Below are 26912 nucleotides of genomic sequence, written 5' to 3'. Positions count from 1 at the left end.
GACTGTTAACAAAATGTGAACAATGCTTGACAGTCTTGTTGTTGTTCGAACGCGCACGGATTGGTGGTCAAATGAGCGATCTAGCTCACTCTCACGATGAGGTTATACAGGCGTCTTGGAAACGGTGCCGCTCATTTGGGCTTAACCCAAAGAGCGCGCCAGCAATCATTCGTTTGAACAAAGGGGATTGGGAGGATGCACAAGGCAAATCCAAAGACCTGATAGTGACAACACAAGAACAGGTGCTGCCTTACTATGAAAATATTCTGGTAAACAGCAACAGCTTAGTTTTACTCGCTGACAGCAGCGGAAACTTGCTTAGCCGGTGGGGGCGTCCTGGCTTTATTGACCAAATGGAAGGGCACCTATTCGAGCAGGGGACGAGTTGGCTTGAGCGGTTTAATGGCACCAACGCTGTAGGCACAGCATTACAGACTGGCGAATCCGTTGTCGTCGGTCGGGATGAGCACTATCTGATCGCTAATCGTTATATGACCGCTTCTGCTGCACCCATCTTTAACAGTGAGCGTGAGCTTGTCGGGGTATTGAACATCTCCTCTGATGCTTATCTACCTACTTCTCATGTGAATGGCATGGTGAAAGTGATGACGCAGTCGGTTGAGAACCAACTCATCATGGCGACATATCGTCAGCACTATTACACCTTGGTGTTCAATAACAGCGAGGATAACCACACCAGCCAGTGGGCGGGATTACTGGTTTTCAATGACGCAGGCGAGATTGTCGCCGCCAACCGACGGGCAGATTTGTTAGTCGGGCATGTGCTGAAAGGGCTGAACATCGAAATGGTGACTGGGATCACCACGCTAAAATTATCAGCGCATCCAGAAAATCAAACGCTCTCCTTCCTCGGTATTTCAAACTATCGCTTGTTTGGTACGCTCAAACGCCCGCTCACCAATATGATCCGCACACCGCCATCGCCACTGCCTGCCGTTCAAATAAAGGGTGAGCCTAAGCCCGTTGCAAACGTATCTGGTGAGCGTCGACTTTCAGACTTGGATCTTGGCGATCTGAAAATGCAGAAGGCGATCAAGCAGGCTGCCAGTGTGGTCAACAGCGATATTCCATTAGTCATTCAGGGAGAAACAGGCGCTGGCAAGGAAGTCTTTGCCAAAGCGGTGCATGCATCTTCCGACCGGGCGGATAAGAAGTTTGTGGCGGTAAATTGTGCCGCGATTCCCACCGAGCTGGTGGAATCGGAGCTTTTTGGTTATGTGAAAGGGGCGTTTACCGGTGCCAATAACAAAGGCAGCATGGGTTATATCAGGCAAGCTGATGGCGGCACTTTGCTGCTCGATGAAATTGGGGACATGCCGCTTCATGTGCAGGCAAGACTGTTGCGTGTGCTGCAGGAAAAAGTGGTGACGCCATTAGGAAGCACGGACAGCTACCCTGTTGATTTTCGTGTGATCAGTGCGACCCACCAGCCCTTGCGTGAAGCCGTATCCAAGAAACAGTTTCGCGATGATTTGTATTACCGGATAAATGGGCTGACGTTGTTTCTCCCTTCTCTGGCCGAAAGGAATGATGTCAAAGCCTTGGTCGAACGCTTGTTGAATGAGCTGACAGAGGACAATCAACCCCCCGTTAGCAATGAGGTACTAGACCTATTCGAACAGCACCCTTGGCCGGGTAACATTCGGCAGTTGTTTAACACCCTGCGTGTCGCACTGGCTTTGTCCGACGGTAATATGATCCATACCCACCATCTTCCCGATGACTTTTTCTTCGACCTGAAAGCCCAGCCGACTTCGCTGGAAGCGCCCAATACGCGCCAAAATGAAGCGCCTCTTCCCCAAACGCTTGGCTGGAAAGACACCCTACCAGAACTTTATTCCGCAACAGATGGGAACATTACCCGCATCGCTGAACTTTCCGGCGTGAGCCGAAACACTATCTATAAACGTCTTCGTGCATTAGGGCTTAAATAGCCTTTATCACCAACAAAGCATTCAAGTTATCAATTGATCGGGCTTGTGGTATTCGCCGTGTCAACAACTACGGCGGCGTGTTACACGCAATTTTCGCCATGGCGCGAAGAAATAGGATGAAACGACTAATGATAATTTGCTCATATCGAGAAGTGTGTCGCAAATCACATTTCTGCTCTCAGGGTGAATATTGGTTAATTATTGAGCGGTTAATGGATTGTTATCACTGAGGTTTTGTTGATTCAAAGGTGAATGATTAACCTCACTAAATGTGGTTTTGTTTCACTTTTGTGACTGTGTATTCAAATAAGAAGGAATTTTATGAAGAATAGATAACTGAGTAATTTATGGTCAATGTAACTGTCAATAGCTTATTTTGTTAATTTTTATAGCGTTGAACTCTGTGTTTTCAGAATGTTAATTTTCATCTCGCAGCATTTTGCAAATGGAATTTATAAGAAATACAGGAACGTATTCTATGAAAAAGACACTTTTAGCAGTAGCAATCCCGGCAGTACTTTTAGCAGGCAATGTAAACGCATTTGAAGCATACAGCGGCGACGCTGGTTCGGTAGAGGTTTACGGTCAACTTCGCGCTACTCTGGCTAAATCTCCAGATGAAGATTTGACGCTGAACGACGGCAGTTCACGTGCCGGTGTCAACGCTCTTTACACTGTGACTGAAGACGTTGATGTGTTCGCAAGACTTGAATACAGCATCAGCTATGACAAAGATGCAATGGCTAACCGCTTGGGCTACTTCGGCTTTACCGGTGACTTCGGCAAAGTGATTCTGGGTAAACAATACCTGACTGCTGATGACCTGTGGGGTGTTGACAACTCATACTGGTTCGGTGGTTCTCACATTGTAGAAGGTACTGTTTCTGGTGGTAAGCACGACAGCGCAATTCGCTATATCCTGGAAACTGATTTTGCGACATTTGATGCAAGCTACGGCCTGCCAGAAGACGGCGCATCGGCAGAAGTTGCAGAGCTGTTTGTTAGCAAAGATATCGCGGGCTTCTCATTCACCGCAGGTGTTTCTTCTGCTGAGCAAGAGCACGGTGCTTTTGACTACAAAGTCAACGACAGCACCACACTGAAAGTTAGCTCAGGCAGTGTAGATGACCTTTACTACACCCTTTGGGCAGAGCGTTCATTCGGTGACCTGACAGTGGGCGTTCAGTACGCAAACAGCAGCATCGAGAGTAGTGCACTTGCAGTAGACCTGGATCGTGAAGGTTACACACTGGCACTAAACTACGGCCTGTCTGACAAGTCTGCAGTGTATGGTGGTTACGAATATTCAGAAGTTGAACTGAGTGCAGATGATGTTCAGGCTTCAGCAAAAGATGACTACACCAACGTATATGTAGGTGCAGTGCACAAGTTTAACTCTTACTTCCGCCTGTGGGCTGAGATGGGTTACTCAGACGGTGTGACTGCTGGTTATAAAAACAACAAAAACGACGGTTTCAGCGTAGCGCCTAGCGCAACTGATAGCGAAACTAAGTACGCAATCGGTGCACGCGTATACTGGTAATCAATCAGTAAAACACGCTTAAACTTCGCACTGTCTTTAAAGCCCAGCAGGATGCTGGGCTTTGTTGTATCTGCTTGTTGAGTTCGGAACAAATCCAAAAACTGCCCGTGACGCACGTGCAAAAGTTAACCGAATATTTTACAAAGAGATTTAGCACATGTTCTGACTCAGCTTCGGAGAGATTCCATGCTCGATAAAATGGCGTTCTTTATCTATGTGATCCGCACTGGGTCTATTTCCTCTGCAGCGCGCCAGTTTAACGTTTCAGTGTCGGCAGGCAGTCGCTGGCTACAGGAGCTAGAGCAGCATTTCGGCACGACACTTTGCCATCGTTCCAACCGCCTTTTAGAAGCCACCCCAGCTGGCCAGACGCTTTATGAAGAGTTCTCGCCCATTGTCGACCGAGCCGAACGCATCAGCCGTAAGCTGGAAGGCTTTCAGGACCATGAGAAAGGCCACATCAATATCGCCTGCACGCCGGTTTATGCCAACCATTACCTGATGGATAAAATCACCGAGTATTCCAGACTCAACCCGAAAGTGACGTTCAATATCAATGTCACGCCCTGGGCGCTCGACCATGCCAGTACCAGCGATTTGATGATCAGTGCTAACGCGCGGTTTCAGGGTTATAGAGAAAAGGATCTTATGCTGGTTAAGCGGGAACTGTTGGCTTCCCCCTTTATGGTCGTCGCTTCTCCCAACTACACAGAAAAGCAGGGCTTACCGACGCAGCCGGAAGATTTGCAGGATCATGCCTGTCTGGTGGCGACCACACTCACGGGCAGTAACGAATGGATTTTCCAAAAAGGCGTGGAAACCATCGTCATGAAAGTGCCGAAAACCATTGAAGTGAACGACAGCGACCTGTTGCTTCGTGGCGTGACTCAAGGGGCTGGTGTGGCTTATCTGCCAAAATTTGTGACTGAACCTGCGATTAAAAATGGCGCGCTTGTCCCGCTGATGCAAGACTTTGAAACCAGTACTTGGAGTCTTAATCTCTATTATCACCCTTCTGGGGTTGCCTCTCCCGTTGCCAGCAAGTTCAAGGACTTTCTGCTGGAAAACCCCTGCTGATATTATACCCAAACGACCTGAAGCTGCGCGCATTGATGGCCTCCCTTCGGGCGAGTTGACTGACGCCGTGCTCTTTGTTGTTCCTTTTTGATGGAGATGACTACACCGGCAAAGGAACGCCGCGATCACAACGCCAGTCAATCTCGCTGAATCCTGCATCTTCAGGTTGTTTGGGTATATTCTTTTGCTTTGCATTTTCGCAAAGCCGCTTTGAATTTCTGCCTATATCGCCACTTTCGCCTCTTCCATACACTGAAAACCAAACAGTGGATATGGGAGTATGGGCGGTATGGAACGCATCTTTATTGTGGCGGCAAAGCGCACGCCAATCGGCAGCTTTAACGGCTCTCTGGCGTCACTATCAGGCGTTGACCTCGGCGCGCACGCGATGAAAGCGGTGGTTGAGCAAGCGGGTGTTGAACCTGAGCACATCGACGAAGTGATCGTTGGTAACGTGCTGACAGGTGGCGTTGGCATGGGGCCGGGTCGACAAGCTGCTATCAAGGCGGGCGTGCCAGATACGGTTCCTGCATACACCCTTAACATGATTTGCGGCAGCGGCATGAAAGCGATTATGGACGGTGCCAGTCATATCCGCGCCGGTGACGCTAACCTTGTGCTGACCTGCGGCATGGAAAGCATGTCCAATGCCGCATACGTAACGTCAGGGCAAATCCGCCGTGGCGTTCGTATGGGTCATCAAATGCAGGAAGATAGCATCATCAAAGACGGTTTGACCGATGCCTTCCATCACTACCACATGGGCGTGACGGCTGAAAACGTCGCGACCCAATGCAATATCAGCCGTGAAGCGCAGGATGAATTCGCACTAAATAGCCAACAGAAAGCGGTTAACGCGATCGAAAAAGGCCACTTTGCGGCAGAAATTGCTTCAATTACCGTTGTAGAGCGCAAACGCCAGTTTGAAGTGAAAGACGACGAATACCCAAAGGCCAATGCCACCTTAGAAGGCTTGCAGGCACTTCGTCCCGCGTTCGATAAACAAGGCAGCGTCACTGCTGGTAACGCCTCCGGTATCAACGATGGCGCTTCGGCTATTCTGCTGGCATCAGAAAGTGCGGTGAAGCAACACAATCTCAAGCCTCTGGCAGAGCTGGTGGAATACGGCCAAGGTGCGCTTGCCCCCGAAATCATGGGACTCGGCCCAGTTTCTGCAGTCGCTAATACCTTGAAGAAAGCCAAAATGACCATCGAGGACATTGACGTATTCGAGCTTAACGAAGCCTTTGCTGCGCAAGCTTTGGGCGTGATTCAGGGGCTGGCAGAAGCACACCATGTCGATGAAAACTGGTTGGTTGAGCGCAGCAACCTCAGCGGCGGGGCGATAGCCCTTGGTCATCCTATTGGCGCGTCTGGCAATCGGATCGTGACGACGCTGGTTTACCAACTGCAACGCACCGAAAAGGACCATGGTCTTGCCTCCTTGTGTATCGGTGGCGGTATGGGCACCGCGTTAATCCTGAAACGTTGCTGAGGGCGTGAACACCATGAAAAAAGCCGCGACCGCTCAACAGATAGAAAGCATTTTGCACGATGGCATGACCATTATGATTGGAGGCTTTATGGCAACAGGCGCTCCAGAACGCCTGATTGATCTTCTGATCAAAAAAGACATTAAAGACATCACCTTGATCACCACAGATACCGGCTCTCCCGGTCGAGGTTCAAGCCGCCTTATTGCAGAGAAGCGGGTGAAGAAGCTGTATGCCTCTCATATCGGCACCAACCCTGAAACGGGCAAGCAAATGAACGATGGCACGCTTGAAGTCGAGCTGGTTCCCCAAGGTACGCTGGCAGAACGTATTCGAAGCGGTGGTGCAGGTTTGGGTGGCGTGCTTACGCCTACTGGGCTTGGCACCATTGTGGCGGAGAACAAGCGGGTGATTGAAGTCGATGGTAAAGCCTACCTGTTGGAAACGCCGCTGAAAGCGCATTTGGCGCTGATCCGGGGTTCGAAAGTCGATCGTCGTGGGAACGTCTTTTACAGCAAAACGACCCAGAACTTTAACCCGTTAATGGCGACTGCAGCAGAGACGGTGATTGTGGAGCCAGAGCAGCTTGTTGAGCTAGGCGATATTGAGCCAGAGGCGGTTCACACGCCAAGTATCTTTGTTGATCACATCCTTGTTGATCACAGCTACGTCGGTCAGTGCTTAGTGGAGGACAACCAATGACAGCGCAACTGGATAAAGAGACCGTCCGCCACCGCATTGCATGGCGTGTTGCCCGTGAGATGAAAGATGGCGATATCGTGAACCTTGGTATTGGCCTGCCAACGCTGGTGGCGAACCATGTCGACAAAGAAGTCGAGTTGCTGCTTCAAGCTGAGAACGGACTGCTCGGTATCGATCAACTGGCTTGTGAAGCCACCAAAGATGCTGATTTGGTCAATGCAGGAGGCCAGCATATTACCGCTGTCGACGGTGCCTGTTGCTTCAACAGTGCGGACTCATTCGCCATTATCCGTGGTGGTCATGTCGATGCGACGGTGCTGGGGGCGCTGCAAGTGGACGAGCGCGGGAATCTCGCCAACTGGATTATCCCAGGGAAAATGGTGCCCGGCATGGGCGGCGCGATGGATTTGGTTGTCGGCGCGAAGAAGGTGATTGTCGCCATGGAGCACACGGTGAAAGGTCAGCCGAAATTGTTGAAACAGTGCTCTTTGCCTCTGACTGCTGCCAATCAGGTGAATCTGATTGTGACGGAAATGGGCGTGTTTGAAATAAACGAAAACGGCATGGTTTTAACTGAGCTTGCGCCAGAATTTTCCATTGACGAGGTCCAGGCTGCCACGGAAGCGACTTTGTTGGTATCACCGAATTTGCGCCCGATGCAATTACCTACAAGCTAATTTATTTTGGGATGACTAAAAACAAAAAGACCACCGAGAGGGTGGTCTTGTTATTCTTGCTGAACACTAAGCAGGTGCTTCGCAGGAAATGGCTTTGGCGGTGTTAAGAAGACTCTCTTTGGCCGCTTCAAATTGGTGCCGCTTATCCATAATTTGCTCAGCGCCTGAAATGTTGATGGCTGCGATAATGTTACCCAGATAATCAGTGATGGGCGCAGCAATCGCAGTTGCGTTATCGGAGCGATTCAGGGCAAAGCCCTGTTTCTTTTCTGTCGCTAGCAGGTGTTTAAGTTCAGGAAAGGTCTGGGGGTGGGGCTTAGGGTACATATCCAGATGAATGGATTGATACACCGCGCTGAGCTCTATGTTGCTCAGTTGTTGAAGCAAAATTCGGCCCATTGCATTGGTATGGCAAGGTAGTCGGGTTCCCAAAGGAATATTGACTGACAGCCTTTGTGAAGCCTGTGCCCGGTATACATATAGCGTTTCCAGACCGTCCCTTACTGCCAAATGACAGGAGATACTGGTGTCATCTCTCAGCTTCTTTAGGTGAGGGGCTGCAATGTCGACTAAATCCAGCCCAGCCAAAAAAGAAAACCCGCGCGAAACCACCTGAGGACCCAAGGTATAGGCGTTTCTGGCGACTTTTCGCAGGTAGTTTTTATCCAGCAAAGTTTGGACGATCCGGTAGATAGACGACTGGCTGACACCCAAACGCTCAGCAAAGTCATTGGTGCTGAGAATTCGGTGCTCCGCATCGAACAGTTCTATGATTTCCAACCCCTTTGCCAAGGACTGAACCTGATAGTCCGCTTTGCTCATTTTTTCCTCATATGTAAATGAAAAGTTCAAATATGAATAAAATATGTGTTCATTTTGCGTTCATGTCCATTCGTACTGTCAATTTAATGACAAATCACATATCAAAACGAAAAGTACGTAAAGCAACCAACAGGATGGAACATGCAAGAGTCAAAGGAGTTTATTCTCAAGGCAACGTGTGATGCATCGAGTGGGATTCTTGCGGCAGTCACTTCCTATTTGGCGGGTCTTAGCTGCTATATCTCCGAGCTGCATCAGTTTGATGATGAGGAAAATGGCAATTTCTTTATGCGTGCTGTGTGTAGGATTGAATCACCGGATATTGATCTGGAGATGATCCGAGAAGGATTTGAAGAACAGGTCAGTCGATTCCATATGGACTGGGAATTCTTTGATGTCGAAAAGCCTATGCGCGTGCTCATCATGGTGAGTAAGTTCGACCATTGTTTGAAGGATTTGCTCTACAGACACGAAAATGGCGAGTTGCCAATGGAAGTGACTGCGGTTGTTTCCAACCATAAAGACCTGCGACCGATTGTGGAGCGAGCCGGTATCCGTTTTATCTGGCTACCTATCAATTCTGAAAACAAGCCGAGACAAGAAGCTGCACTTTTGGATGTCATTCAAGAGACAGACACTGAGCTTGTTATCCTTGCCCGTTACATGCAGATCCTCTCAGACGAACTCTGTAAAAAACTGCACGGTAAGGCCATCAATATCCATCATTCATTCTTGCCAAGTTTTAAAGGTGCCAAGCCTTATCATCAGGCGCATGCCCGCGGTGTGAAGCTGATTGGCGCCACGGCACACTACGTCACCTCTGATCTTGATGAAGGCCCAATCATTCAGCAGAGCGTTCAGCCTGTCGGCCACACTTATTCTTCAGACAGATTAGTGGCGGTTGGTCGGGATACCGAAACCATCGCACTCGCGCAGGCTGTCAGACTTCATCTCGAACATCGCGTGTTCATGTACGGTAACAAAACCGTCGTCTTCCAATAGTCAGCAGAGGTGACTGTGTCTGTGAATGTCATTGATGGCCGTCAGCTAGCCGAGCGTTTGGTTGAAGAGATGGCTGAAGAAGTGAAAGCAAGGACTGGACAGGGATATCAGCAACCTGGGCTGGCAGTGGTGCTGGTGGGAGAAGATCCTGCTAGTGCCATTTATGTTCGTAACAAAATCCGGACCGCTGAAAAAGCAGGGCTGCATTCGGTGGTTACTCATTTGGACGCATCTTGCTCTCAGCAAGCGCTTGATAAGGTAGTGAGCGAGCTGAATGAGCGTGATGATATCGATGGCATTCTGGTTCAACTCCCTTTGCCTGCGCATCTCTCAGAAGAACGCATTATCAACCTGATCACACCTGAAAAAGATGTAGACGGTTTTCACCCCATGAACGTCGGGCAATTGGCAACAGGACAAGCGCATCTTATCCCTTGTACGCCTCTAGGCTGCCTTGAAATTCTGAAAAGGGAAGTCGGCGACTTGTCTGGGAAACATGCTGTTGTCGTAGGCCGTTCCAATATCGTAGGCAAACCCATGGCGAGCCTGCTGCTTCAGGCTAACTGCACTGTCACCGTGGTGCATTCAAAAACGATGGATGCTGCCAATCTCTGCAAACAAGCCGATATTCTCGTAGCTGCTGTGGGTGTGCCCGAGTTGGTGGATAGGGCATGGGTCAAACCCGGCGCAGTAGTTTTAGATGTCGGTATCAACGCCATTGAAAAAGACGGCAAACGCAAGCTGGTGGGAGACGTTAACTTTGCGGATGTTGCTGATATCTGCAAGGCAATAACACCTGTACCGGGAGGTATTGGTCCAATGACCATCGCCTGCCTTATCAAAAATACACTGGTCGCAGCGAAACAACGGGGCGTCAAACAGCCTGTTGTCAAAGCACGTTAAGAAAGGAGTCTGCTGTGCCTTTTTCACTTTTAAAATATGGTCTGAAGAATGACTATCCCTTTGAGAAGGATGCGGATTTACCAGTTCCCAGCGACCTAAAGCGTCATTATGACGTGGTGATTATTGGTGGTGGTGGACACGGCGTTGCTACCGCCTATTACCTTGCCAAATATCACGGTATTACGAATGTTGCGATTCTCGAAAAGGGCTATTTGGGTGGTGGGAACACGGCAAGGAACACCGCCGTCATCCGCTCTAACTACTTAACGTCGGAAGGCGTTAAGTTCTATAGCGAGTCCGTCAAATTATTCCAGAACCTCTCCAACGAGTTTGACTTCAACATCATGTACTCCTCCCGCGGACAACTGACACTGGCTCACACTGATGCCACCGTTCGCTCGTTCCGGCAGCGTACGGAAGTGAATAAACATTTTGGCGGAAGGACAGAGCTTATTGACCCGCAGCAAATACGCGAATTAGTGCCGACCTTGAACATGAACCCGGCGGACATGCCGATTCTGGCAGGGCTTTGGCATATTGATGGCGCGACTGCAAGGCATGATGCCGTGGCTTGGGGATACGCAAAAGGTGCAACCCAACGTGGCGTAGAGTTGCACCAGTTAACGGAAGTGACAAGTGTTAATACTTCGAACGGGAAGGTCGTCTCTGTTGAAACCAACCGGGGCAACGTGGGGTGTGGCTGTGTGGTGCAGGCCGTTGCCGGGCATAGCTCGATTGTTGCCGGGATGGCTGGGTTTCGCATGCCCCTTACCAGTTACCCACTTCAAGCCATGGTCACCACCCCCGTTAAACCGTTCCTTAATCCTCTCGTCAGCTCTTCCGCCCTGCATTGCTACGTTCAACAAACCGGCCGTGGGGAAATTGTCTTTGGTGGTGGGTCTGATCCTTATCCGCTTTACAACACCCGATCGACGCTGGATCTCAAAGAGAGCCTCATAGCCAGCGCGATTGAAATGTTCCCTTTCATGGCGAATTTCAAGTTGCTTCGACAGTGGGCAGGCACGACAGACATGACCAGCGATTACAGCCCGATCATGGGGTTGAGCCCGGTCGACAACTACTATCTGGACGCTGGGTGGGGAACGTGGGGATTTAAGTCGACACCGATTTGCGGAAAAACCATGGCCGAATTGGTGGCCTCAGGTGGCAAAGTACCGGAGCTGATTGCGCCATTCTCGATGGATCGGTTTGACGTGTTCCGACAGGTAAACGAGATGGGGGCTACGGCCGCAAGTCACTAGGCCAACAGACCCTAGGAGAGTATTCATGAAGATAATGCCATGCCCCTTGAACGGTCCAAGAAACATCAATGAGTTTGTCTACGGTGGGGAAGTGAAAGCCATGCCAAACCATCACGAGTGTTCTGACAAAGAGTGGGCCGAATACGTTTTTTATGCTGACAACAAAATCAAAGTCGTTCAGGAATGGTGGTTCCACAGTGCGTCCGGCTACTGGTTTATTGCTGAAAGACACACAGCCTCTGACGAAATTATCCGCACCTACGATCCAAACGAAATTTTCACAAAAAGGGTCTCTTTTGATGCCGCCCCTAACCAAGGACAAGGAGGGAAGCAATGACTGATGCAAATCGACTAGCGCCTCCAATGGGGTCTTTGATTTCACGCGATCGGCGTGTGCGGTTTGAGTTTGAAGGTGCCAGCTATATCGGGTTTGATGGCGATACGGTTGCAAGTGCCTTGGTTGCTCACGATCATTGGCTACTGTCCCGATCGTTCAAATATCACCGGCCGCGCGGACCACTCTCAATGGCTGGTCAGGATGCAAATACTCTGGTTCAACTGCCACAAGAAGCCAATGTGTTGGCAGACCGGATAGGTATTGCAGAATCACCTGTGGTAATGGGGCAAAACTACAACGGGTCACTGGAAAAAGACGCCGATGCAATATTAGAAAAAGTGGGTCGGTTTATGCCCGTCGGCTTTTACTATCGCGCCTTCTATAAACCTAAAGGCATTTGGGACAAATGGGAGCCGATCATCCGGAAAAAAGCAGGCTTGGGCGTTGCTGATTTGGACTTTGAGCCAACTTACCACGACAAGGCCTATTTGTTCTGTGATGTGATGGTGGTAGGGGCGGGTCCAGCGGGCCTGAATGCAGCCATTACTGCTGCAGAAAATGGAGCAGAAGTCGTCCTTGTTGATGAAAACAAACAGCTTGGCGGTGCACTGACTTACCACCGATTTGATATTGATGGTGAGATGACAGAAGAAATGCTGAACGCGTTTCGTTCGATCGTGACTCATCATCCGAAAATCCGTGTGATGACAGATGCTGTCTGCAATGCCTGGTTTGCAGATAACTATTTGCCAGTCCAGACGGGTAACCGTATGTACAAAATCAGGGCCAAACAGTGCATTGTCGCTTCGGGTGAATTTGAGCAGCACGTGGTGTTCAGAAACAATGATCTCCCAGGCGTGGTGCTGTGTAGCGCGGCCATGAGATTGATGAAGCACTACGCCGTCAGACCAGGCAAAAAATCAGTTGTGTTAACCGGAAATGATGATGGGTATCTAACGGCTATTGAGTTGGCAGAGCAGGGTGTCGATGTGGTTTCCATCGTCGATATGCGCCAATCCCAGCCGCGAAAAGATCTGGTTGATAGCGTGAAAATTTTGGGTATCCCGGTCATCCTTGGCGCAACGGTTTATGAAGCGACAGCAAAAAATAACCGTCTGTCAGCGGTAGACGTATATTCGATCAACGAGGATTACGATGTCGAACAAAAAGTCTCAACCATTCCTTGTGATCTGCTCTGTATGTCTGCGGGGTACATGCCGACTTACCAACTGCTGTGTCAGGCAGGTGCCCAGCTAAGCTACGACGATAAATCAGCTCGGTTCACCTTGAAGAATCTCCCTGAAAATCTGCACATTGCGGGCTCAGTGAATGGCATTCATGAACTGGATAAGGTCATAGCAGACGGACAACGTGCAGCTTACCAATGCTTGCAAAAACTTGGTTTGCAAAAGCTGGGTCTTTCAGAGGTTGCTGCCATCAAGGTTCAATGTGACGTCGCAACTAACTTTCCGTGGCCAATATTTCCGCACCCTAAAGGAAAAGACTTCGTTGATTTTGATGAAGACTTGCAATCTAAAGACATCATCAATGCCACGCGTTTGGGCTATCGGGATATTCAGCTGGTTAAGCGATTTTCTACCGTCGGTATGGGCCCTTCACAGGGGCGTCACTCCGCATTGCCCAGCGCTCGTTTGGTGGCCATGGCCACAGACAGAACCGTGAGTGAAACGGGCGTGACGACCGCCAGGCCACCGTTTATCCCCGAGAAACTGGCTTATTTGGCAGGTAGGATTTTCAATCCCGTACGTAAAACCCCAATGCATGAAAGACACGAAAGCCTCGGGGCGCAATTTATGCCTGCTGGCGCATGGCGACGTCCCGCTTATTACGGGGAGGCGTCGCAACGCAATGCGCTGATTCAGGATGAAGCTTCTGCAGTGAGACAGAATGTCGGGATCATTGACGTCAGCACACTGGGCGGTATTGAGGTTTACGGGCCTGATGCGCCGGAATTCCTGAACCGCATGTACACCTTTGCCTTTGTGAAACAACCTGTTGGCAGAACCCGCTATGCTGTGTTGACCAACGAACAGGGAGTGGTGATTGACGATGGAGTCGCATGCCGGATTGCAGAGGACCACTACTATGTCACGGCAACAACCAGCGGTGTCGATGCGGTTTATCGTGAAATGAAAAAGTGGAATGCGCAATGGCGGCTGGATGTCGATATTGCCAACGTGACCTCGGCGTTTTCAGCAGTCAATGTAGCGGGCCCTAACGCGCGAAAAGTGCTTGAGAAAGTCTGTCATGATGTGGATTTTTCCCCCGAAGTTTTTCCTTATCTTGAATATCGGGAAGGGCACATCGAAGAGATGCCAGTGCGACTGATGCGTGTCGGATTTGTAGGAGAGTTGGGCTATGAAATTCATATGCCGACCCTGTTTGCGCTCAACATCTGGGACATTCTGATGGAAGCCGGTGAGGCGTTCAACATGCGGCCGTTTGGGGTGGAAGCGCAGCGTCTGCTGAGGCTGGAAAAAGGCCATATCATCGTAGGACAGGACACGGATGGCATGTCTCACCCCGGCGAACTTTCATTGGGATGGGCGATCGCAAAAGCCAAGCCGTTTTATGTCGGTTCACGCTCGGTAGATATCGTGATGCGCCGCGAGCAAACCCGTAAGCTGGTTGGCTTTAAGCTCGACAAGTCGTCACCCAAGCCAGAGGAAGGACATCTGGTGTTGGATAAAGCAGGAGCGGATTCAAGCATCACAGGGAATGTCACCTCCTGTGAATATTCGACCACCTTGGATGCCTATATCGGACTGGCGTTCGTGGGCATTGACCAGCAAGAAAAGGGAACCTTAATCCCGATCCGCGTGGACGGAAAAGAAGTGTGGCCGGAAGTCGTCCCATTGCCATTTTACGATCCAGAAGGTGAACGACAGGAGGTCAATTAACATGAGTTCGTTTTCAGTCAGTGCTCAGCCAGAACGCAGACAGAGTTGCATCGGTCAGGAGCATCACCTGTCGTCTATTTCTTTCTATGATGCCACGACGTCCAACCGCATCGGTTTTAGGGGAGTGCAGGTCGCTGCATTTCTGGAAGCTCATGGAATACGGATACCGGAGCAGCCCAATCGCGCGCTTAAGATGCCTAATGGCTTATGGATTCTGCGTCTCGGCCACACTGAATTTTGGCTAGTCGATAAGAAAGACCAAAACACCGACGCTATGATAGAACTGGAAAAAGAGGCAGATCAGAGCGAACAGGTAACCCGCTTGTATTGTCAGCACAGTCATGCGCTGTTTGTTCTAACTGGTGACGATTGTCCGGAAATGTTCGCCAAAGTATGTGCAGTCGATCTTAGCGGTGACGCCTTTAAGCGGGGGAGCATTGCTCAAACATCCGTGGCGCGAGTTTCTTCTGTCGTAGTGAACGTATCAAAGAGCGAATTTGAGCAAACACGTTTTCTCATCCTGAGCGATATTTCAAGTGCAGACTATTTGTGGAAAGCGCTTGATGATGCCGCCGAGGAGTTTCAACAATCCACCATCACAATCAGCTAAGAGAAGAGAGGCAAATCCGAGGGTAAGTTAACAATATAGATAAACACTCAAACCAGACGTGTTTATTCCTGTCGTTTGTCGGGATTATCGGCTTGGGGCGTGAATAAAGGAAAGCCCTGATTTGAGTGCTAAATACGAAAGGAGCATTTATGCCAGTGATTACAATTTCTGAGATTCATCAGGTTTGTAAAACAGCGTTAGAAAAACATGGAGCGTTACCTTGGATTGCAGAATCTGTTGCCCATGCCGTTGCTAAGAATGAATCACGGAACAACCGGATCTGTGGGCTGTATTATTTGCAAAGTTATTGCGAGCAACTCGTCTCGGGCAGGGTATCAAAAGATGTAGAACCGGAAGTCACTTTGCCAAAGCCGGGTTTTGTGAAAGTCGATGCCAAATATGGCTTTGCTCAACCTGCTTTTCAGCGCGGATTACCTGCTGCGATTTCAGCAGCCCGCGAAAACGGCACGGCATCATTGGCCATTGGTCATAGCCATACCTGCACCTCGTTAGGTTTTTTCACCGAGCAGTTGGCGCGGCATGGTTTTATCGCGATTGGCTTTACCAACTCTTCTCCCATTGTTGCACCTCCTGGCGGGAAGATTCGCACCATAGGCACTAACCCTGTGGCTTTTTCCGTACCTGATGGAGAAGGCGGAATCGCCATGCAGTTTGACCAGTCCACTACAGTGGTCGCCCTGGGGAAAATCACTATGGCAAAAGAAGCAGGAGAGTCGATTCCTGAAGGCTGGGCGTTAGATGAACATGGCCAACCTACCACTGACCCCCATAAGGCTTTAGCGGGTTCTTTGGTTTCAGCAGGAGGGTATAAAGGTTGGGGATTTGGCCTGATGGCGGAGTTGCTGACAGCCGGTATGACCGGCGGAATCGCTTCTCAGTTTGTTAAGCCGCTTAAAGCGCCACAAGGTGAACCACACGATTTGGGGCAGTTTTTCCTCATCATAGACCCGGCAAACTCTGATTACTTTTTTGAAAGATGTCAGCAGGTGGCTGATCTTGTCTCTCAAGATGAAGGAACCCGTCTGCCGGGCCAGTTTATGAATGAAATGAAAGAAGTAGAGGTGCCTGAATCCCTTTGGGAATTGGCGACCCGCTTATCTAAAGGCCCCCAGTAACGGGTTATGTCTGCGAAATAAGAGTCCGCAATAGACTTGATTTACATCGAAAGGGTTGCTGTGATCTCCTCAATCTGAGGAGAGGGCTGCCTCCGAGACATTCCTGAGAACAAACGAAAAAGGAGGCTAGACGCCTCCTTTTGAGATTCTGAAAGAAAGCTTATTTTTTGCCTTCTTTATCCAGACGGGTCAGCTCTTTGATTTGACGGGAAATTTCGCGGCGTTCCTTAGAAATCTCTGCACTCTTGATGATGTGGTCATCAACACGATCTTCGTAGTCAGCTTTCATGTTCTTAACAATCTCTACGATTTCATCGTGAGTCATTTCTGGCTGAATGTAATCAAGCAGGTTCTCAAGCAAAGTGACGCGCTTCTGGTTGTCGCGGATTTTCTTCTCGTTATCCTGAATTTCCCGCTTCAGTTTATTCTTGCGACGAGAGAACTTAACGATCTCGAATACATTGTTCATAGGTCTATAACCTTCTTTGTGTGATCCTGATGAAATTAAACCACAAGGTGACCGTCGGAAACAGTCTTTTGATCAAGGAAAGCTCAGTATTTTACGAGAACTTTTAGTGACAGCTTGAGCGGGAAAATGTGTGTTAGAACCTCGTAAGCGCAGAATATTCGGGGCACACGAATCGTATGCAAATTAACCATATAGCATGTTGATAGAAAAGAAAAAGGCACGCGTGGAAGCGTGCCTTTCACGAAAGTGAAAGTAAATTACTCAACTGCCCCTTCAAGGCGGACGTGCTCGCCTTCTAACTTGAGCTTGGCACCACGAAGCATGGCGTTGACCAGCTCTGTTGCATCAAACTTGGTTAACGCTTCATGAGCGCCGACTTGATGGGCGCGGTCTACGCTGATTTCGCTGGAAAGTGAGGTATGAAGAATCAAGTACGCCTCCGACAGCGGCTCGTTGCTTCTAATTTCGAATGCCAACTCATATCCATCAATGCCCGGCATTTCGATATCACTCACGACAATATCAAACGGTCGACCTTCTCTGGCTGAGTTCTTCAGCTTCTCAAGGGCATCAATCCCGTTGGTGCTGACCTCATAAGGAATATTGATGCTGTCGAGTGCTTCTGAAAGCTGACGCCTTGCCAGACTGCTGTCATCAACCAAGAGGATGTGCATAGGTTTGAGTTTCTCGCGATCCACATCGGCAAGGATAGGATGAAGCTTGTCTTCCGGCATTGGGAAGATTTTCGACATCACCAACTCAACATCCAGTAATTGCACCAGCTTTTCATCAACATTCATCACGCCAGTGAGGAAGGCCCGTGTGCCCAATGTCTCTGGTGGCGGCGTGATATTTCGCCAGTCACATTCACTGATTTTTTCGATACCACGTACCAAAAAGCCCACCACACGACGTTGGCAGTCGGTGATGATAATAAAGCAGTTTTTGTACTCTTCCTTATCGACAGGTTGATAACCAATCGCTTTCGCCATATCGATAACTGGCGTAGTGATACCACGGATATTCGCGGTACCAATCACGGTTGGATGAGAACCGGGAAGTGCAGTGAGCGGGCAGAAAGGTACAATCTCTCTGACCTTCAAAGTGCCAAGGGCAAAAGTCTGTGTGGCAGAGAGTCGGAATAACAACATACCCTGCGATTCATTGGCTTTGCTTTTCATATAGCGCCTGTTTTTAGCCAGAATGAGTAAACAAGAAAAATGATGCATTGCTTCCAGCAACGCCACAATATCTCTCTTGATTGTAGCTTTTCCTCTTCCTTGTCACACCTATGATGGGCCGATTTATGACACTTATCCAGTAACTTTTCGTGAATTTCCAGCATGATCAGAATCTTGCTAACTCTCTGTGAGAGAAGGCATTTGCAGCTCAATGATAAAAATGTAAGTAGAGGCGGGGTAATTTCGCTTTATCCAAGGAGTTTTTCTATTATTAAGAAGTAACGCGCTAAATAGTAAAACCGAAGTGAGTACCTTCTCATTATGTGTTTTACTGGCCGTTAGAGATAAGACAATGAGAAATCACAGTGATGTGATCTGAGAGCGGTTAATAACCCATGACAAGTATTTTAGATTCGGTAGATTCCCGTACTAACCTGGTTGGTGAGAACCGCTTGGAGCTTCTGATGTTCCAGTTGGGAACGCGCCAGGTTTTCGCTATTAACGTGTTCAAAGTCAGGGAAGTGTTGAAAGTCCCACACCTCAATCAAATGCCTGGCTCTCATCCCAAAATTTGCGGTGTCGCGACCATTCGTGGACATTCTATTCCCGTTATTGACATGCGCCAGTCTATTGGGCTTCGTCCCCTCGATAAAGATCAGGAAACCAACCTTATTGTCACGGAATACAACCGCTCTATTCAGGCCTTCTTGGTCGGAAAAGTGGTTTATATTAAGAACATGGGTTGGGATGAAATCATGGAGCCGCCGAACACCGGGCGGGCAAATTACCTCACTGCGATCACCAAACTCGAACACGAAAACGAACATAAGCTTGTCGAAATCATCGATGTAGAGAAAGTGCTGGCGGAAATCATATCTTATGACATCGGTATTTCTGATGGCGTTCTGGATGAAGATTTGTCTAACCATCTTGTCGGTCAGAAAGTATTGGTGGTGGATGATTCCTCGACCGCCCGCAAACAGGTCACGGAAACATTGGGCCAGCTTGGTATCGAGTGCATTGAGAAGAAGAATGGCCAGCAGGCGCTGAATCTTCTTAAATCTTGGTGTGATGAAGGGAAAGACCCGCGCAACGAGATCCTGTTGATGATCACTGATGCGGAAATGCCGGAAATGGACGGCTACAAGCTGACGTCAGAAGTGCGCGCAGACAGTCGCATGCACGATCTCTATATTGCGCTTAACACTTCACTCAGTGGCAGCTTCAACGAAGCCATGGTGGAGAAAGTGGGGTGTAACCGCTTCGTGTCCAAGTTCCAACCCGATCTTCTTGTGGATGTGGTGCAAACCCGCATGCGTGAGGCGTTGGGCAAGTAGGTACGGGTGAAGCTACTTTTTCTCACCCGCCATGCAAAATCCAGTTGGGATGACCCTTCCCTTGATGATCACGACAGGCCGCTAAATCCTCGTGGCCTGCATAACGCACCTATGATGGGAGCCAGATTGGCGGCATGGTTAAAGCAGCCCCAGTTGATTGTTTCCAGCAGCGCACTTCGCGCGAAAACGACGGCACAACTGATGGCAGAACAGTTTTTTCATTCGCCACCTGTTGTCATTAAAAACACGGTTTACACAGAAGATTGGCAAACGCTGGTAAAGGTTGTAGAGCGGTTTGACGACGATAATGAAAGCGTCATGTTGGTTGGCCATAATCCGGCTTTCAATGAATTTCTCGCTCATATTCCCTTTGAAATAGATAACCTCCCAACGTGTGGTGTAGCGGTGATTGCCCTTTACAGCCAAAGTTGGTCAAACTGGTCGACGGCAGATAAACAGGTTCTGTTTCTCGATTATCCTAAACGACTGAAACCGTAGTCAGTTTAACGCGATGTCAGGATCCGACTACTGAGACTTATTCACTTTTTCTGTGGATAACCCAGTTAACTCTCGGGGTCTTATCCGCTCGCAAGCCCGAGTTATCGAAGTAACGAAATGATCTTTGCGTACTGGTTAAAAAATGCACAGCTAATCGGTGTTGGTCTTTTTACATCCACCCAGTGAAATAAAGCCTATCGGAGGCATGCACACACGGAATGTTTCGGTATAAACTATGTGTCCTTCCTAGCTCGCGGAAAGACCCGTAAAAAGAGAATGTTTTGGAGTACATAATTGATCTCTGTAGAAAAAGATGAGGGGTTAACCGCACGGATTGCGCTGATAAACGAAGAGATAAAAAGACAGGACGTCGAATTTTACCTATTTGTTCCTGGGGAGCTGAATTTCTCCAAGAGCGTGCTCAGCGAAGATGAATTTTATTACAAGGTACTGTCTAATACCCGTACCTATTTTACTTCGCAACACCATTTACCGCTTGTACATTCCCGACTCGCCAGCCGGGACAAATTGCCTTCCGACAAATACCGCGTGAGTTTGAGCTTGTACGCGTATCAATACGCGCTTTCGCTGGAGAAAACCACGCACCGGTTCTTCGATACGGTTAAAGATGTTGAAGAGGAAGAAGCCGTTGAGCAGCTGGAAGTGATCACCGACATGGCGGTGGAGATCCTCCGTCGTCTGCGTCGTTATGTGCCGAAAGATGAAAGCCTCATCAAGTATTACAACAACGTCGATAACTACCTTTCCTGGCTGACCGAGCAGCGTTTTCTTTCGTTGATTGCGCATATGCCAAGAAGTGCGGCGTTTAAGCCGATCAAAGAGCAGCTTCTGGCGTTTTGTGAGTCTGAGGCAGCATACCGCATCGAGCAAAACTACAACTCTTCAAAAGCTCAAACCGATGCGACGCGTATGGTGAACAAGATGCGCCTGGCGCGCCGTCTGATTGAATATCCGGTCACCATTCGCCAAAAAGATGTGGTTCTGGGGCAAAACCTCAACAAGCTTGCCAAAGGTGCAGCAGCGGGCTTGGTGATGATCTTCGTGACGGTTGCGATTATCCGGATGCGCAGCTTTCTTGGTGAAATTACCCTGTCGTTTGCTTTGGCGATGGCGGGCTTATATGCCATGCGCGAAATCTTTAAAGATGACCTGCGAGATGTGCTCTGGCGCTTTATTCGTAAAGGACGTCCAAAATGGCGAAAACTGTTTACTGATCCGACGTCGGTCAACGCATCGGCAGTCAGTTGGAATGGCTGGACTACATTCCGTTCGACAAAATCCCTGATGACGTGCGCAAGATGCGCAAAGGCAAACTGCGTCAACGGGAAGAATCGGTGGTGAAGATAAAAATGGTGACGCAGATGTCGACCACCAAGTTCCTTAGCGGCTACGATATGACGCGGGAAGTGTGGCGACTCGATTTCCGTCCATTTTCCCGCCTGATGGCACGTGGCAAGCAGCGTTATTACGCGCTGAGTGATGGCCAGGTGACGCGTGAGTCTATCGACAAGCGCCACCAGTTTAATCTGGTTTCTAAGCAGAAAAATCAGGATGGAAGTTTTACTATCCAGCGCTGGAAAATTACAGTTAACCGTTCAAAAGTAATTGATGTTGAAGAGGTTTTTTCGTAATTTCGCACTCAATGATCAGTGAAAGTCCCGTGAATGGACAAGTAGCTGGTCGAGGGTGTGAGTCATATCAATCAATCGTCCAGCCACCACATGCACCACATCGCCTTCGCGCTCTAATATTCCTTTTACTTTTAATATCTTTGCCGACACAAACGGTGTGTTCTGTGCCCGTGCAGTGGCGAGCCACACCACCACATTGATGTTGCCAGTATGGTCTTCCAAGGTCACAAAGGTTACGCCACTGGCTGTCCCTGGGCGTTGTCTGCCAGTGACTATACCAGCAACAGTGACTGCTGAACCTGAACGGATAGTATTGAGCTCACTGGCTAACCGATGTTTGCCCAGTTTGCCGCTCTCATCCAGCAGGGCGATAGGGTGTTTGCCGAGCGTTAGGCCTGTCGCTGCGTAATCTTCAATCAAGTCTTCCACCGCTGAAGGTGCGGCAATCGCGTTAGCATCAGAGCAGTCTGGCTGTGCGCTGGAAAATAGTGGTAGAACATGACTGTCATCCATCATCTGCCAGCGGGCAGAAAAGCGGTTATCTGCAAGTATTTTGGTAGCATTCGCACTGGCGAGGGCTTCCAAATCGCCCCGGCTCAATCCGCATTTTCTGATGTCGTTGAGATGTTGGAATCCATTGTAGGGACGACATCGCAGCAGCTTCTCCGCGCCAAGATCGGATAAGCCTTTCACAATCCGCAAGCCAAGTTGCAGCGCAGGCTGACCTTGGACAATCACTTGTTGGTGATCCCACTGGCTGCGGTTGACGCAGACAGGAAGGATTTGCACCTGATGACGGGATGCGTCCTGCAACAGCTGCGAAGGGCTATAGAACCCCATCGGCTGACTATTGAGCAGCGAGCAGTAAAAGGCGACCGGGTAATAGTGTTTTAACCAGGAGGAGGTGTAAGCCAATACCGCAAACGAAGCGCTGTGTGATTCCGGAAAACCGTATTCACCGAAGCCTTGGATCTGTCGGAAGATCTGTTCGGCAAACTCAATGTTATAACCGCGCGCCTGCATACCGTTAATCAGCTTTCGCGAAAGGAGCGAGCTTACCGCTGCGCTTCCATACTGCCATGGCGCGACGAAGTTGGTCGGCTTCACCACCACTGAATCCGGCGGCGACCATCGCGAGTTGGATCACCTGTTCCTGAAAAATCGGCACGCCCATGGTGCGGGATAAAACGGATTCGACCTCTTTTGATGGGTAGGTAATTTCCTCTTCACCCCAACGCCGTTTTAGATAAGGGTGTACCATGTCGCCCTGTATCGGACCGGGGCGCACAATCGCAATCTGAATCACCAGATCGTAATAGCAGTTAGGGCGCAACCTCGGCAACATGCTCATCTGGGCACGGGATTCGACCTGAAACACGCCGACAGAATCGGCTTTCTGGAGTTGTTGATAGACAATAGGGTCGTCACCCATGGCAATGATGTCAGCAATCGACAAACTGCGTTGGTGCTGCTTGCCGATAATGGCAAACGCCTTGCGGATCGCGCTCAACATGCCGAGTGCGAGGATGTCCACTTTCAACAGTCCAAGGGATTCCAAATCATCTTTATCCCACTGGATGACGCTGCGTTCGGCCATGGCGGCATTTTCGACTGGCACCAGTTCATACAGCGGACCTGCGGAAATAATAAAACCGCCGACATGTTGACTGAGGTGACGCGGAAAGCCGCGGATTTCTTCAACCAATTCCAGCAACCAGCGTCCAAGGTGTGATTGGGTGTCCAGACCCAGTGCTTCAAGCTGTTCGCCTTTATCCAGCCCTTTGTCGCGGTGGTTGAGGTTTTTGATGTAGTAATCCAGCTGAGTTTCATTGAGCCCCAGCGCTTTGCCCACATCGCGGAACGCGCTTTTAAAGCGATAGGTAATTACTGTTGCAGCAATGGCAGCACGCTGACGGCCGTACTTCTGGTAGATGTAGCGGAAGATCTCTTCGCGGCGTTCGTGCTCGAAGTCGACATCAATGTCTGGTGGCTCGTTACGTTCTTTCGAGATAAAGCGCTCGAACAAGACATTGATTTTCTCTGGGTTAACCGCGGTGATTTCTAGGCAATAGCACACCACAGAGTTCGCGGCTGAGCCACGGCCTTGATACAGAATACCCTGTGATTTTGCGTACTGCACAATGTCGTAAATGGTGAGGAAGAAATACTCGTACTGCTGTTCGGCAATCAGCCCCAGCTCTTTATCAATGGTTGCGCTGATCTCTGGCTTAATCCCGTTCGGGAAGCGTTTACCAATGCCTTCTTCCACCAAGTGTCGCAAGTAACTGCTGGCGGTGAAGCCATCAGGTACCAGCTCTGCGGGATATTCATAGCGAAGCTCACTGAGGCAGAAGGTGCATTTCGACGCAATGCGCTGGGTTTCTTTGCGCCAGCGTTCGGGATAGAGCTTTTCCAGTTTCTCGACAGGTTTGAGCGCCTGCTCGCCATTTCTTGGCAAATCGAAGCCGCATTGTTGTAAAGGTTTGCCGAGCCGAATCGCCGTGATGACATCGAGTAAAGGCTGACGGCGGGGGTGATGCATCAGTACATCATTGGTGCAGACAATTGGCAGGTCGTGCGCTTTTGCCAGCGATTCGACCATGGCCAGATACGTGGATTCATTGGGTAGTAGCAGGCGCTCTACGCCGATCCACAGTCTTTCTTCAAACGTGTTCTTCAACCAGTGCTGAAAATCCTCGGGTTTGTTTTTTTCTTCATGTTTGAGTGTCGGTAGCCAGATGCAGAGACACTGGGTGATGTGGCTGAAATCATCACTGAATACCTGATAATGCCCCTTTTCACTGCGCATTCTGGCTTGCGTAATAAGGCGGGCCAGCTCGCCATAGGCTTGTCGGCTGGGGCAAAGCAGCACCAGTTTTTCATCCTGAAAGGTGATTTCTGAACCAATGATCAGCTTGAGCCCGAGGTTCTGGTCGCGATTTGCAGTGTGAGCACGTACTACGCCAGCAAGCGAGCACTCATCAGTAATAGCGAGTGCGTTGTATCCCAAAGTAGCAGCGCGAACAACCAGCTCTTCCGGGTGGGAAGCGCCGGTCAGGAAGCTGTAATTGGTTTTACAGTGCAGTTCTGAAAAAGGCTGTGGGCGAATATTTGGAGGTGTTGTCATAGGCAGCGATCTCAAACAGCGGATCAACAAAAAAGGCCATGCTCGAACCACTCACCTTGTGCAGTTCGAAATACCCAGCAAAGTTGTCCCCGTTTATTACGTGCGACAAAGTAATCGCGCTGGATTGGCGATTTATCCCACCAACCACCACTGACGCGTTCTGGGCCTGTGAGTGTGTCAGGGCGAGACAGCAGAGGGCGGGGCGACACATGAAGCAGTGCAGGGCGTGTCGGCAGGAAGGGAGGCAAGATCTGCGTACTTTTCTGCAACGGCAATTGGCGTTTGAAGGCACGCTCTGGGCGGTGGTCATTCTCCAGTGACAGGCTGTAAACCCCATGTTTCCCCGCTTTCGCCTGCATCAGGCTGATCAGTTCTCCCGGCGTGAGTTGTCCACGTTTACCTGCGAACAAATCCTGAGTGGGGGATTGCCTTGGCAGCAGAGTATTGGCTTCCAGTCGAAGGTAGGTGACAGGGGCATCCAGCTTAAGCTTTTCCAGATGAAGTTGGAGCAGCGGCATCCAGCGGCTGGTGGTAGATTCCGGCGTTGCTGCAGTGATCTCCAAGACTTTGTCATCTTGCTCTCGCTGTGTCAGCACGATGGTAATGGCGGGCGTGACCGCCTCCCTAACGTGCAGGAACTTCTCCATTTCTTTGAGCATGCGCTGAAGTGGAAAGCAAAGCGTCTGGCTATTGGAAATGTCATGCAAAAGCTCCAGTGACTGGTAGAAGTGCTCGGGCGGTGTGAAGCTCGCAGGCAAGGCCAGGCTTTTCTGGGTCAGGGAGCGCAGGTGGGCTGTCAGCGGTTTACCAAAACGTTGACCGAGTGAATCCACCGGTAACGCCAGCAATTGCTTGGCGTGTCGGATTCCCATGCGTTCCAGCTGAACAACATGCTTCTCCGTGAATCCCAGTTCTCGCACAGCAAGCGCAGCGAGTGCCTGTTCTGTCATTTCCGGTGTCAGGTAACCACAGTCTGCCTTTGCGCGTGCAAGCCAGCGTGCCGCTTCTGGATAAGGGCTAAGCGCGAAGTGATATTGCACCTGCTCGCCACTGAGGACAGGCAGCAGTGATTGCCAGTAGTTGTCCAGCGAACCGTAAAGCTTGAGCATCGGAGTGACTTTCATCAAAAGCCCGTCCGGTGCATAAGGGATGATGTCAGCGTTGACCTGATACAACAGGGAAGCCAGTTGCAATAGACGGTCGGTTTCGGCCTGTTCATCATAGTCAGCGACGTCTAAGCCATGACACAACGCGCTGGCGGTGCCAAGATCGTTACCCGTTAGAATGCCATATTCCCGTGCCTGTGCGTTGGCCTGATAAACATGACCTGTCGTGCGGGAAAGCACAATCAGTGGTGTTTCCACCCTGTTATCGCGGATAAGGGTGTCGAGCAGCAAGGTGGGGAAATGCAGATACAACCAGAGGATCATCGGAACAATGGCACCACGTTAGAGGTGTCTGCCAACTGGAGAGATGACAGTGTGATGGTTTCATGCGGTTCTGCTTGTTCGGCCAGTGAGAAGGTATGAAAAACAGGCGCTAATGGCACATGAAAAGGTTGAACGGGAAGGCCTCGGCGCTTAATCACAGTCAGGTTCAATCCTTCTTCATCAGGAATGGCAGACAGGCGGCAGCTTACTGGCAAACCCTGAACACTTTTTTGGTGGGTCATCATAAACAGCAGGCAGTCATTTTCGGTCGCAGCGAGTTGAAGGCGTCTGGCCTGAGTCACGGAAAGTGCTTCCCCCCAGAGTACGGCAGAGCGACAGCAGCCACTTTTCAAAGCTTGTTCAACGCACCATAAGCTTGATGAAACAGACGCATCCAGAATGATCACCTTTTCTAAATCCAATCCTGCCTGACACAGGGCAATGGGGTTGAGTTCTCCGGGTGGCGCGGCGAACACGGTCAGTTCACTGTCTTTCAAAGCCGTCACGACTGCTGGCAGGATCAGACGTAATTCACCAATGCCGAAACAGGGCAATTGCAGTTCAACCACGCCGGATTCCGGCCAGCCGCCATCCAGCTTTTCATCAAGCACAGTATGGCCGCTGGGGCGGCAGTGCGCTTTGGGTTGATAGAGACGGTTAGCCGTCCAGATCCCTGAATGCAGGGCGAGAATGTTATCAAGCATAATTAGCAATACTGTGCATATGTACAGTATTATTCTAGGGCGAGATTGCGATGAGAACAAGTGTGTTTTGATGC

Annotated in this window: 20 protein-coding genes and 2 pseudogenes; 16 read left to right on the top strand and 6 right to left on the bottom strand. The window is 49.9% G+C overall.

The genetic code is table 11. From position 1 onward, the window contains the following. The first annotated feature begins 71 nt into the window (after window positions 1-71). The 6 genes from G5S52_RS07305 to G5S52_RS07280 all read left to right on the top strand — a co-directional run bounded on the left by G5S52_RS07305 (window position 72) and on the right by G5S52_RS07280 (window position 7447). Window positions 72-1955, top strand: a complete 1884-nt coding sequence (locus tag G5S52_RS07305; protein WP_165012467.1) for a sigma-54-dependent Fis family transcriptional regulator — start codon at window positions 72-74, stop codon at window positions 1953-1955. A gap of 478 nt (window positions 1956-2433) precedes the next feature. Beyond that, complete coding sequence (locus tag G5S52_RS07300) at window positions 2434-3498, top strand: porin (protein WP_165012466.1); 1065 nt, start codon at window positions 2434-2436, stop codon at window positions 3496-3498. Window positions 3499-3684: 186 nt separating this feature from the next. Continuing rightward, complete coding sequence (locus G5S52_RS07295; protein ID WP_165012465.1) at window positions 3685-4575, top strand: LysR family transcriptional regulator; 891 nt, start codon at window positions 3685-3687, stop codon at window positions 4573-4575. 289 nt (window positions 4576-4864) lie between these two features. Beyond that, window positions 4865-6070, top strand: coding sequence for an acetyl-CoA C-acetyltransferase (locus tag G5S52_RS07290; RefSeq protein WP_165012464.1), 1206 nt, complete (start codon window positions 4865-4867; stop codon window positions 6068-6070). Window positions 6071-6083: 13 nt separating this feature from the next. Beyond that, on the top strand, window positions 6084-6770 hold the full coding sequence (locus G5S52_RS07285) for a CoA transferase subunit A (RefSeq protein ID WP_165012463.1): 687 nt from the start codon (window positions 6084-6086) through the stop codon (window positions 6768-6770). Next, the gene (locus G5S52_RS07280; protein ID WP_165012462.1) at window positions 6767-7447 is read left to right on the top strand and encodes a 3-oxoacid CoA-transferase subunit B; all 681 of its coding nucleotides are present in this window, start codon (window positions 6767-6769) and stop codon (window positions 7445-7447) included. The genes G5S52_RS07285 and G5S52_RS07280 overlap by 4 nt, the downstream gene beginning before the upstream one ends. A gap of 66 nt (window positions 7448-7513) precedes the next feature. Here the strand turns inward: G5S52_RS07280 and G5S52_RS07275 are convergent, their stop codons facing one another. Then, on the bottom strand, window positions 7514-8269 hold the full coding sequence (locus tag G5S52_RS07275; RefSeq protein ID WP_165012461.1) for an IclR family transcriptional regulator: 756 nt from the start codon (window positions 8267-8269) through the stop codon (window positions 7514-7516). Between the two features lie 141 nt (window positions 8270-8410). On the opposite strand from G5S52_RS07275, the gene purU reads away from it, so the two are divergent. From purU to G5S52_RS07240, 7 genes are all read left to right on the top strand, one after another. Beyond that, a complete protein-coding gene (gene purU, locus G5S52_RS07270) occupies window positions 8411-9271 on the top strand; it encodes a formyltetrahydrofolate deformylase (protein WP_165012460.1) in 861 nt (286 codons plus the stop codon). A gap of 15 nt (window positions 9272-9286) precedes the next feature. Beyond that, the gene (gene folD, locus G5S52_RS07265) at window positions 9287-10174 is read left to right on the top strand and encodes a bifunctional methylenetetrahydrofolate dehydrogenase/methenyltetrahydrofolate cyclohydrolase FolD (protein ID WP_165012459.1); all 888 of its coding nucleotides are present in this window, start codon (window positions 9287-9289) and stop codon (window positions 10172-10174) included. 14 nt (window positions 10175-10188) lie between these two features. Next, a complete protein-coding gene (locus tag G5S52_RS07260) occupies window positions 10189-11436 on the top strand; it encodes an FAD-dependent oxidoreductase (protein WP_165012458.1) in 1248 nt (415 codons plus the stop codon). A 25-nt stretch (window positions 11437-11461) separates the two neighbouring features. Next, window positions 11462-11773, top strand: a complete 312-nt coding sequence (locus tag G5S52_RS07255; protein WP_165012457.1) for a sarcosine oxidase subunit delta — start codon at window positions 11462-11464, stop codon at window positions 11771-11773. Then, on the top strand, window positions 11770-14694 hold the full coding sequence (locus G5S52_RS07250; protein WP_165012456.1) for an FAD-dependent oxidoreductase: 2925 nt from the start codon (window positions 11770-11772) through the stop codon (window positions 14692-14694). The genes G5S52_RS07255 and G5S52_RS07250 overlap by 4 nt, the downstream gene beginning before the upstream one ends. A gap of 1 nt (window position 14695) precedes the next feature. Next, window positions 14696-15304: an aminomethyltransferase family protein gene (locus tag G5S52_RS07245; protein WP_165012455.1), complete on the top strand. Its 609-nt coding sequence runs from the start codon at window positions 14696-14698 to the stop codon at window positions 15302-15304. A 149-nt stretch (window positions 15305-15453) separates the two neighbouring features. Beyond that, window positions 15454-16440, top strand: a complete 987-nt coding sequence (locus tag G5S52_RS07240; protein WP_165012454.1) for an Ldh family oxidoreductase — start codon at window positions 15454-15456, stop codon at window positions 16438-16440. A gap of 160 nt (window positions 16441-16600) precedes the next feature. Here G5S52_RS07240 and G5S52_RS07235 read toward each other — a convergent pair whose 3' ends face one another. Next, entirely contained in the window at window positions 16601-16909 is a 309-nt protein-coding gene (locus G5S52_RS07235; RefSeq protein WP_002536784.1) for a DUF496 family protein, read from the bottom strand. A gap of 257 nt (window positions 16910-17166) precedes the next feature. Continuing rightward, window positions 17167-18090, bottom strand: coding sequence for a chemotaxis protein (locus G5S52_RS07230; RefSeq protein ID WP_165012453.1), 924 nt, complete (start codon window positions 18088-18090; stop codon window positions 17167-17169). Window positions 18091-18485: 395 nt separating this feature from the next. Here G5S52_RS07230 and G5S52_RS07225 point away from each other — a divergent pair, with 395 nt between their 5' ends. The 3 genes and pseudogenes from G5S52_RS07225 to G5S52_RS07215 all read left to right on the top strand — a co-directional run bounded on the left by G5S52_RS07225 (window position 18486) and on the right by G5S52_RS07215 (window position 21577). Then, window positions 18486-19427, top strand: a complete 942-nt coding sequence (locus G5S52_RS07225; protein WP_165012452.1) for a chemotaxis protein CheV — start codon at window positions 18486-18488, stop codon at window positions 19425-19427. A 6-nt stretch (window positions 19428-19433) separates the two neighbouring features. Further along, window positions 19434-19925, top strand: a complete 492-nt coding sequence (locus G5S52_RS07220; RefSeq protein WP_165012451.1) for a SixA phosphatase family protein — start codon at window positions 19434-19436, stop codon at window positions 19923-19925. A 294-nt stretch (window positions 19926-20219) separates the two neighbouring features. Then, window positions 20220-21577: pseudogene (locus G5S52_RS07215) on the top strand (hypothetical protein). A 15-nt stretch (window positions 21578-21592) separates the two neighbouring features. Here G5S52_RS07215 and G5S52_RS07210 read toward each other — a convergent pair. The 3 genes and pseudogenes from G5S52_RS07210 to imuA all read right to left on the bottom strand — a co-directional run bounded on the left by G5S52_RS07210 (window position 21593) and on the right by imuA (window position 26838). Beyond that, window positions 21593-24704 (bottom strand): annotated as a pseudogene (locus tag G5S52_RS07210) (error-prone DNA polymerase). Between the two features lie 23 nt (window positions 24705-24727). After that, on the bottom strand, window positions 24728-26134 hold the full coding sequence (locus G5S52_RS07205) for a Y-family DNA polymerase (RefSeq protein ID WP_165012450.1): 1407 nt from the start codon (window positions 26132-26134) through the stop codon (window positions 24728-24730). Beyond that, complete coding sequence (gene imuA / locus G5S52_RS07200) at window positions 26131-26838, bottom strand: translesion DNA synthesis-associated protein ImuA (RefSeq protein ID WP_165012449.1); 708 nt, start codon at window positions 26836-26838, stop codon at window positions 26131-26133. Before imuA ends, G5S52_RS07205 begins: the two co-directional genes overlap by 4 nt. Between the last annotated feature and the right edge of the window lie 74 nt (window positions 26839-26912).

Origin of the sequence: Grimontia sedimenti (assembly GCF_011045095.1) — a bacterium.
In the GTDB taxonomy this organism is placed as follows: Bacteria; Pseudomonadota; Gammaproteobacteria; order Enterobacterales; family Vibrionaceae; genus Enterovibrio; species Enterovibrio sedimenti.
Note: the sequence above shows the minus strand (reverse complement) of the source record. Positions and strands in the feature narration are given on the sequence as shown.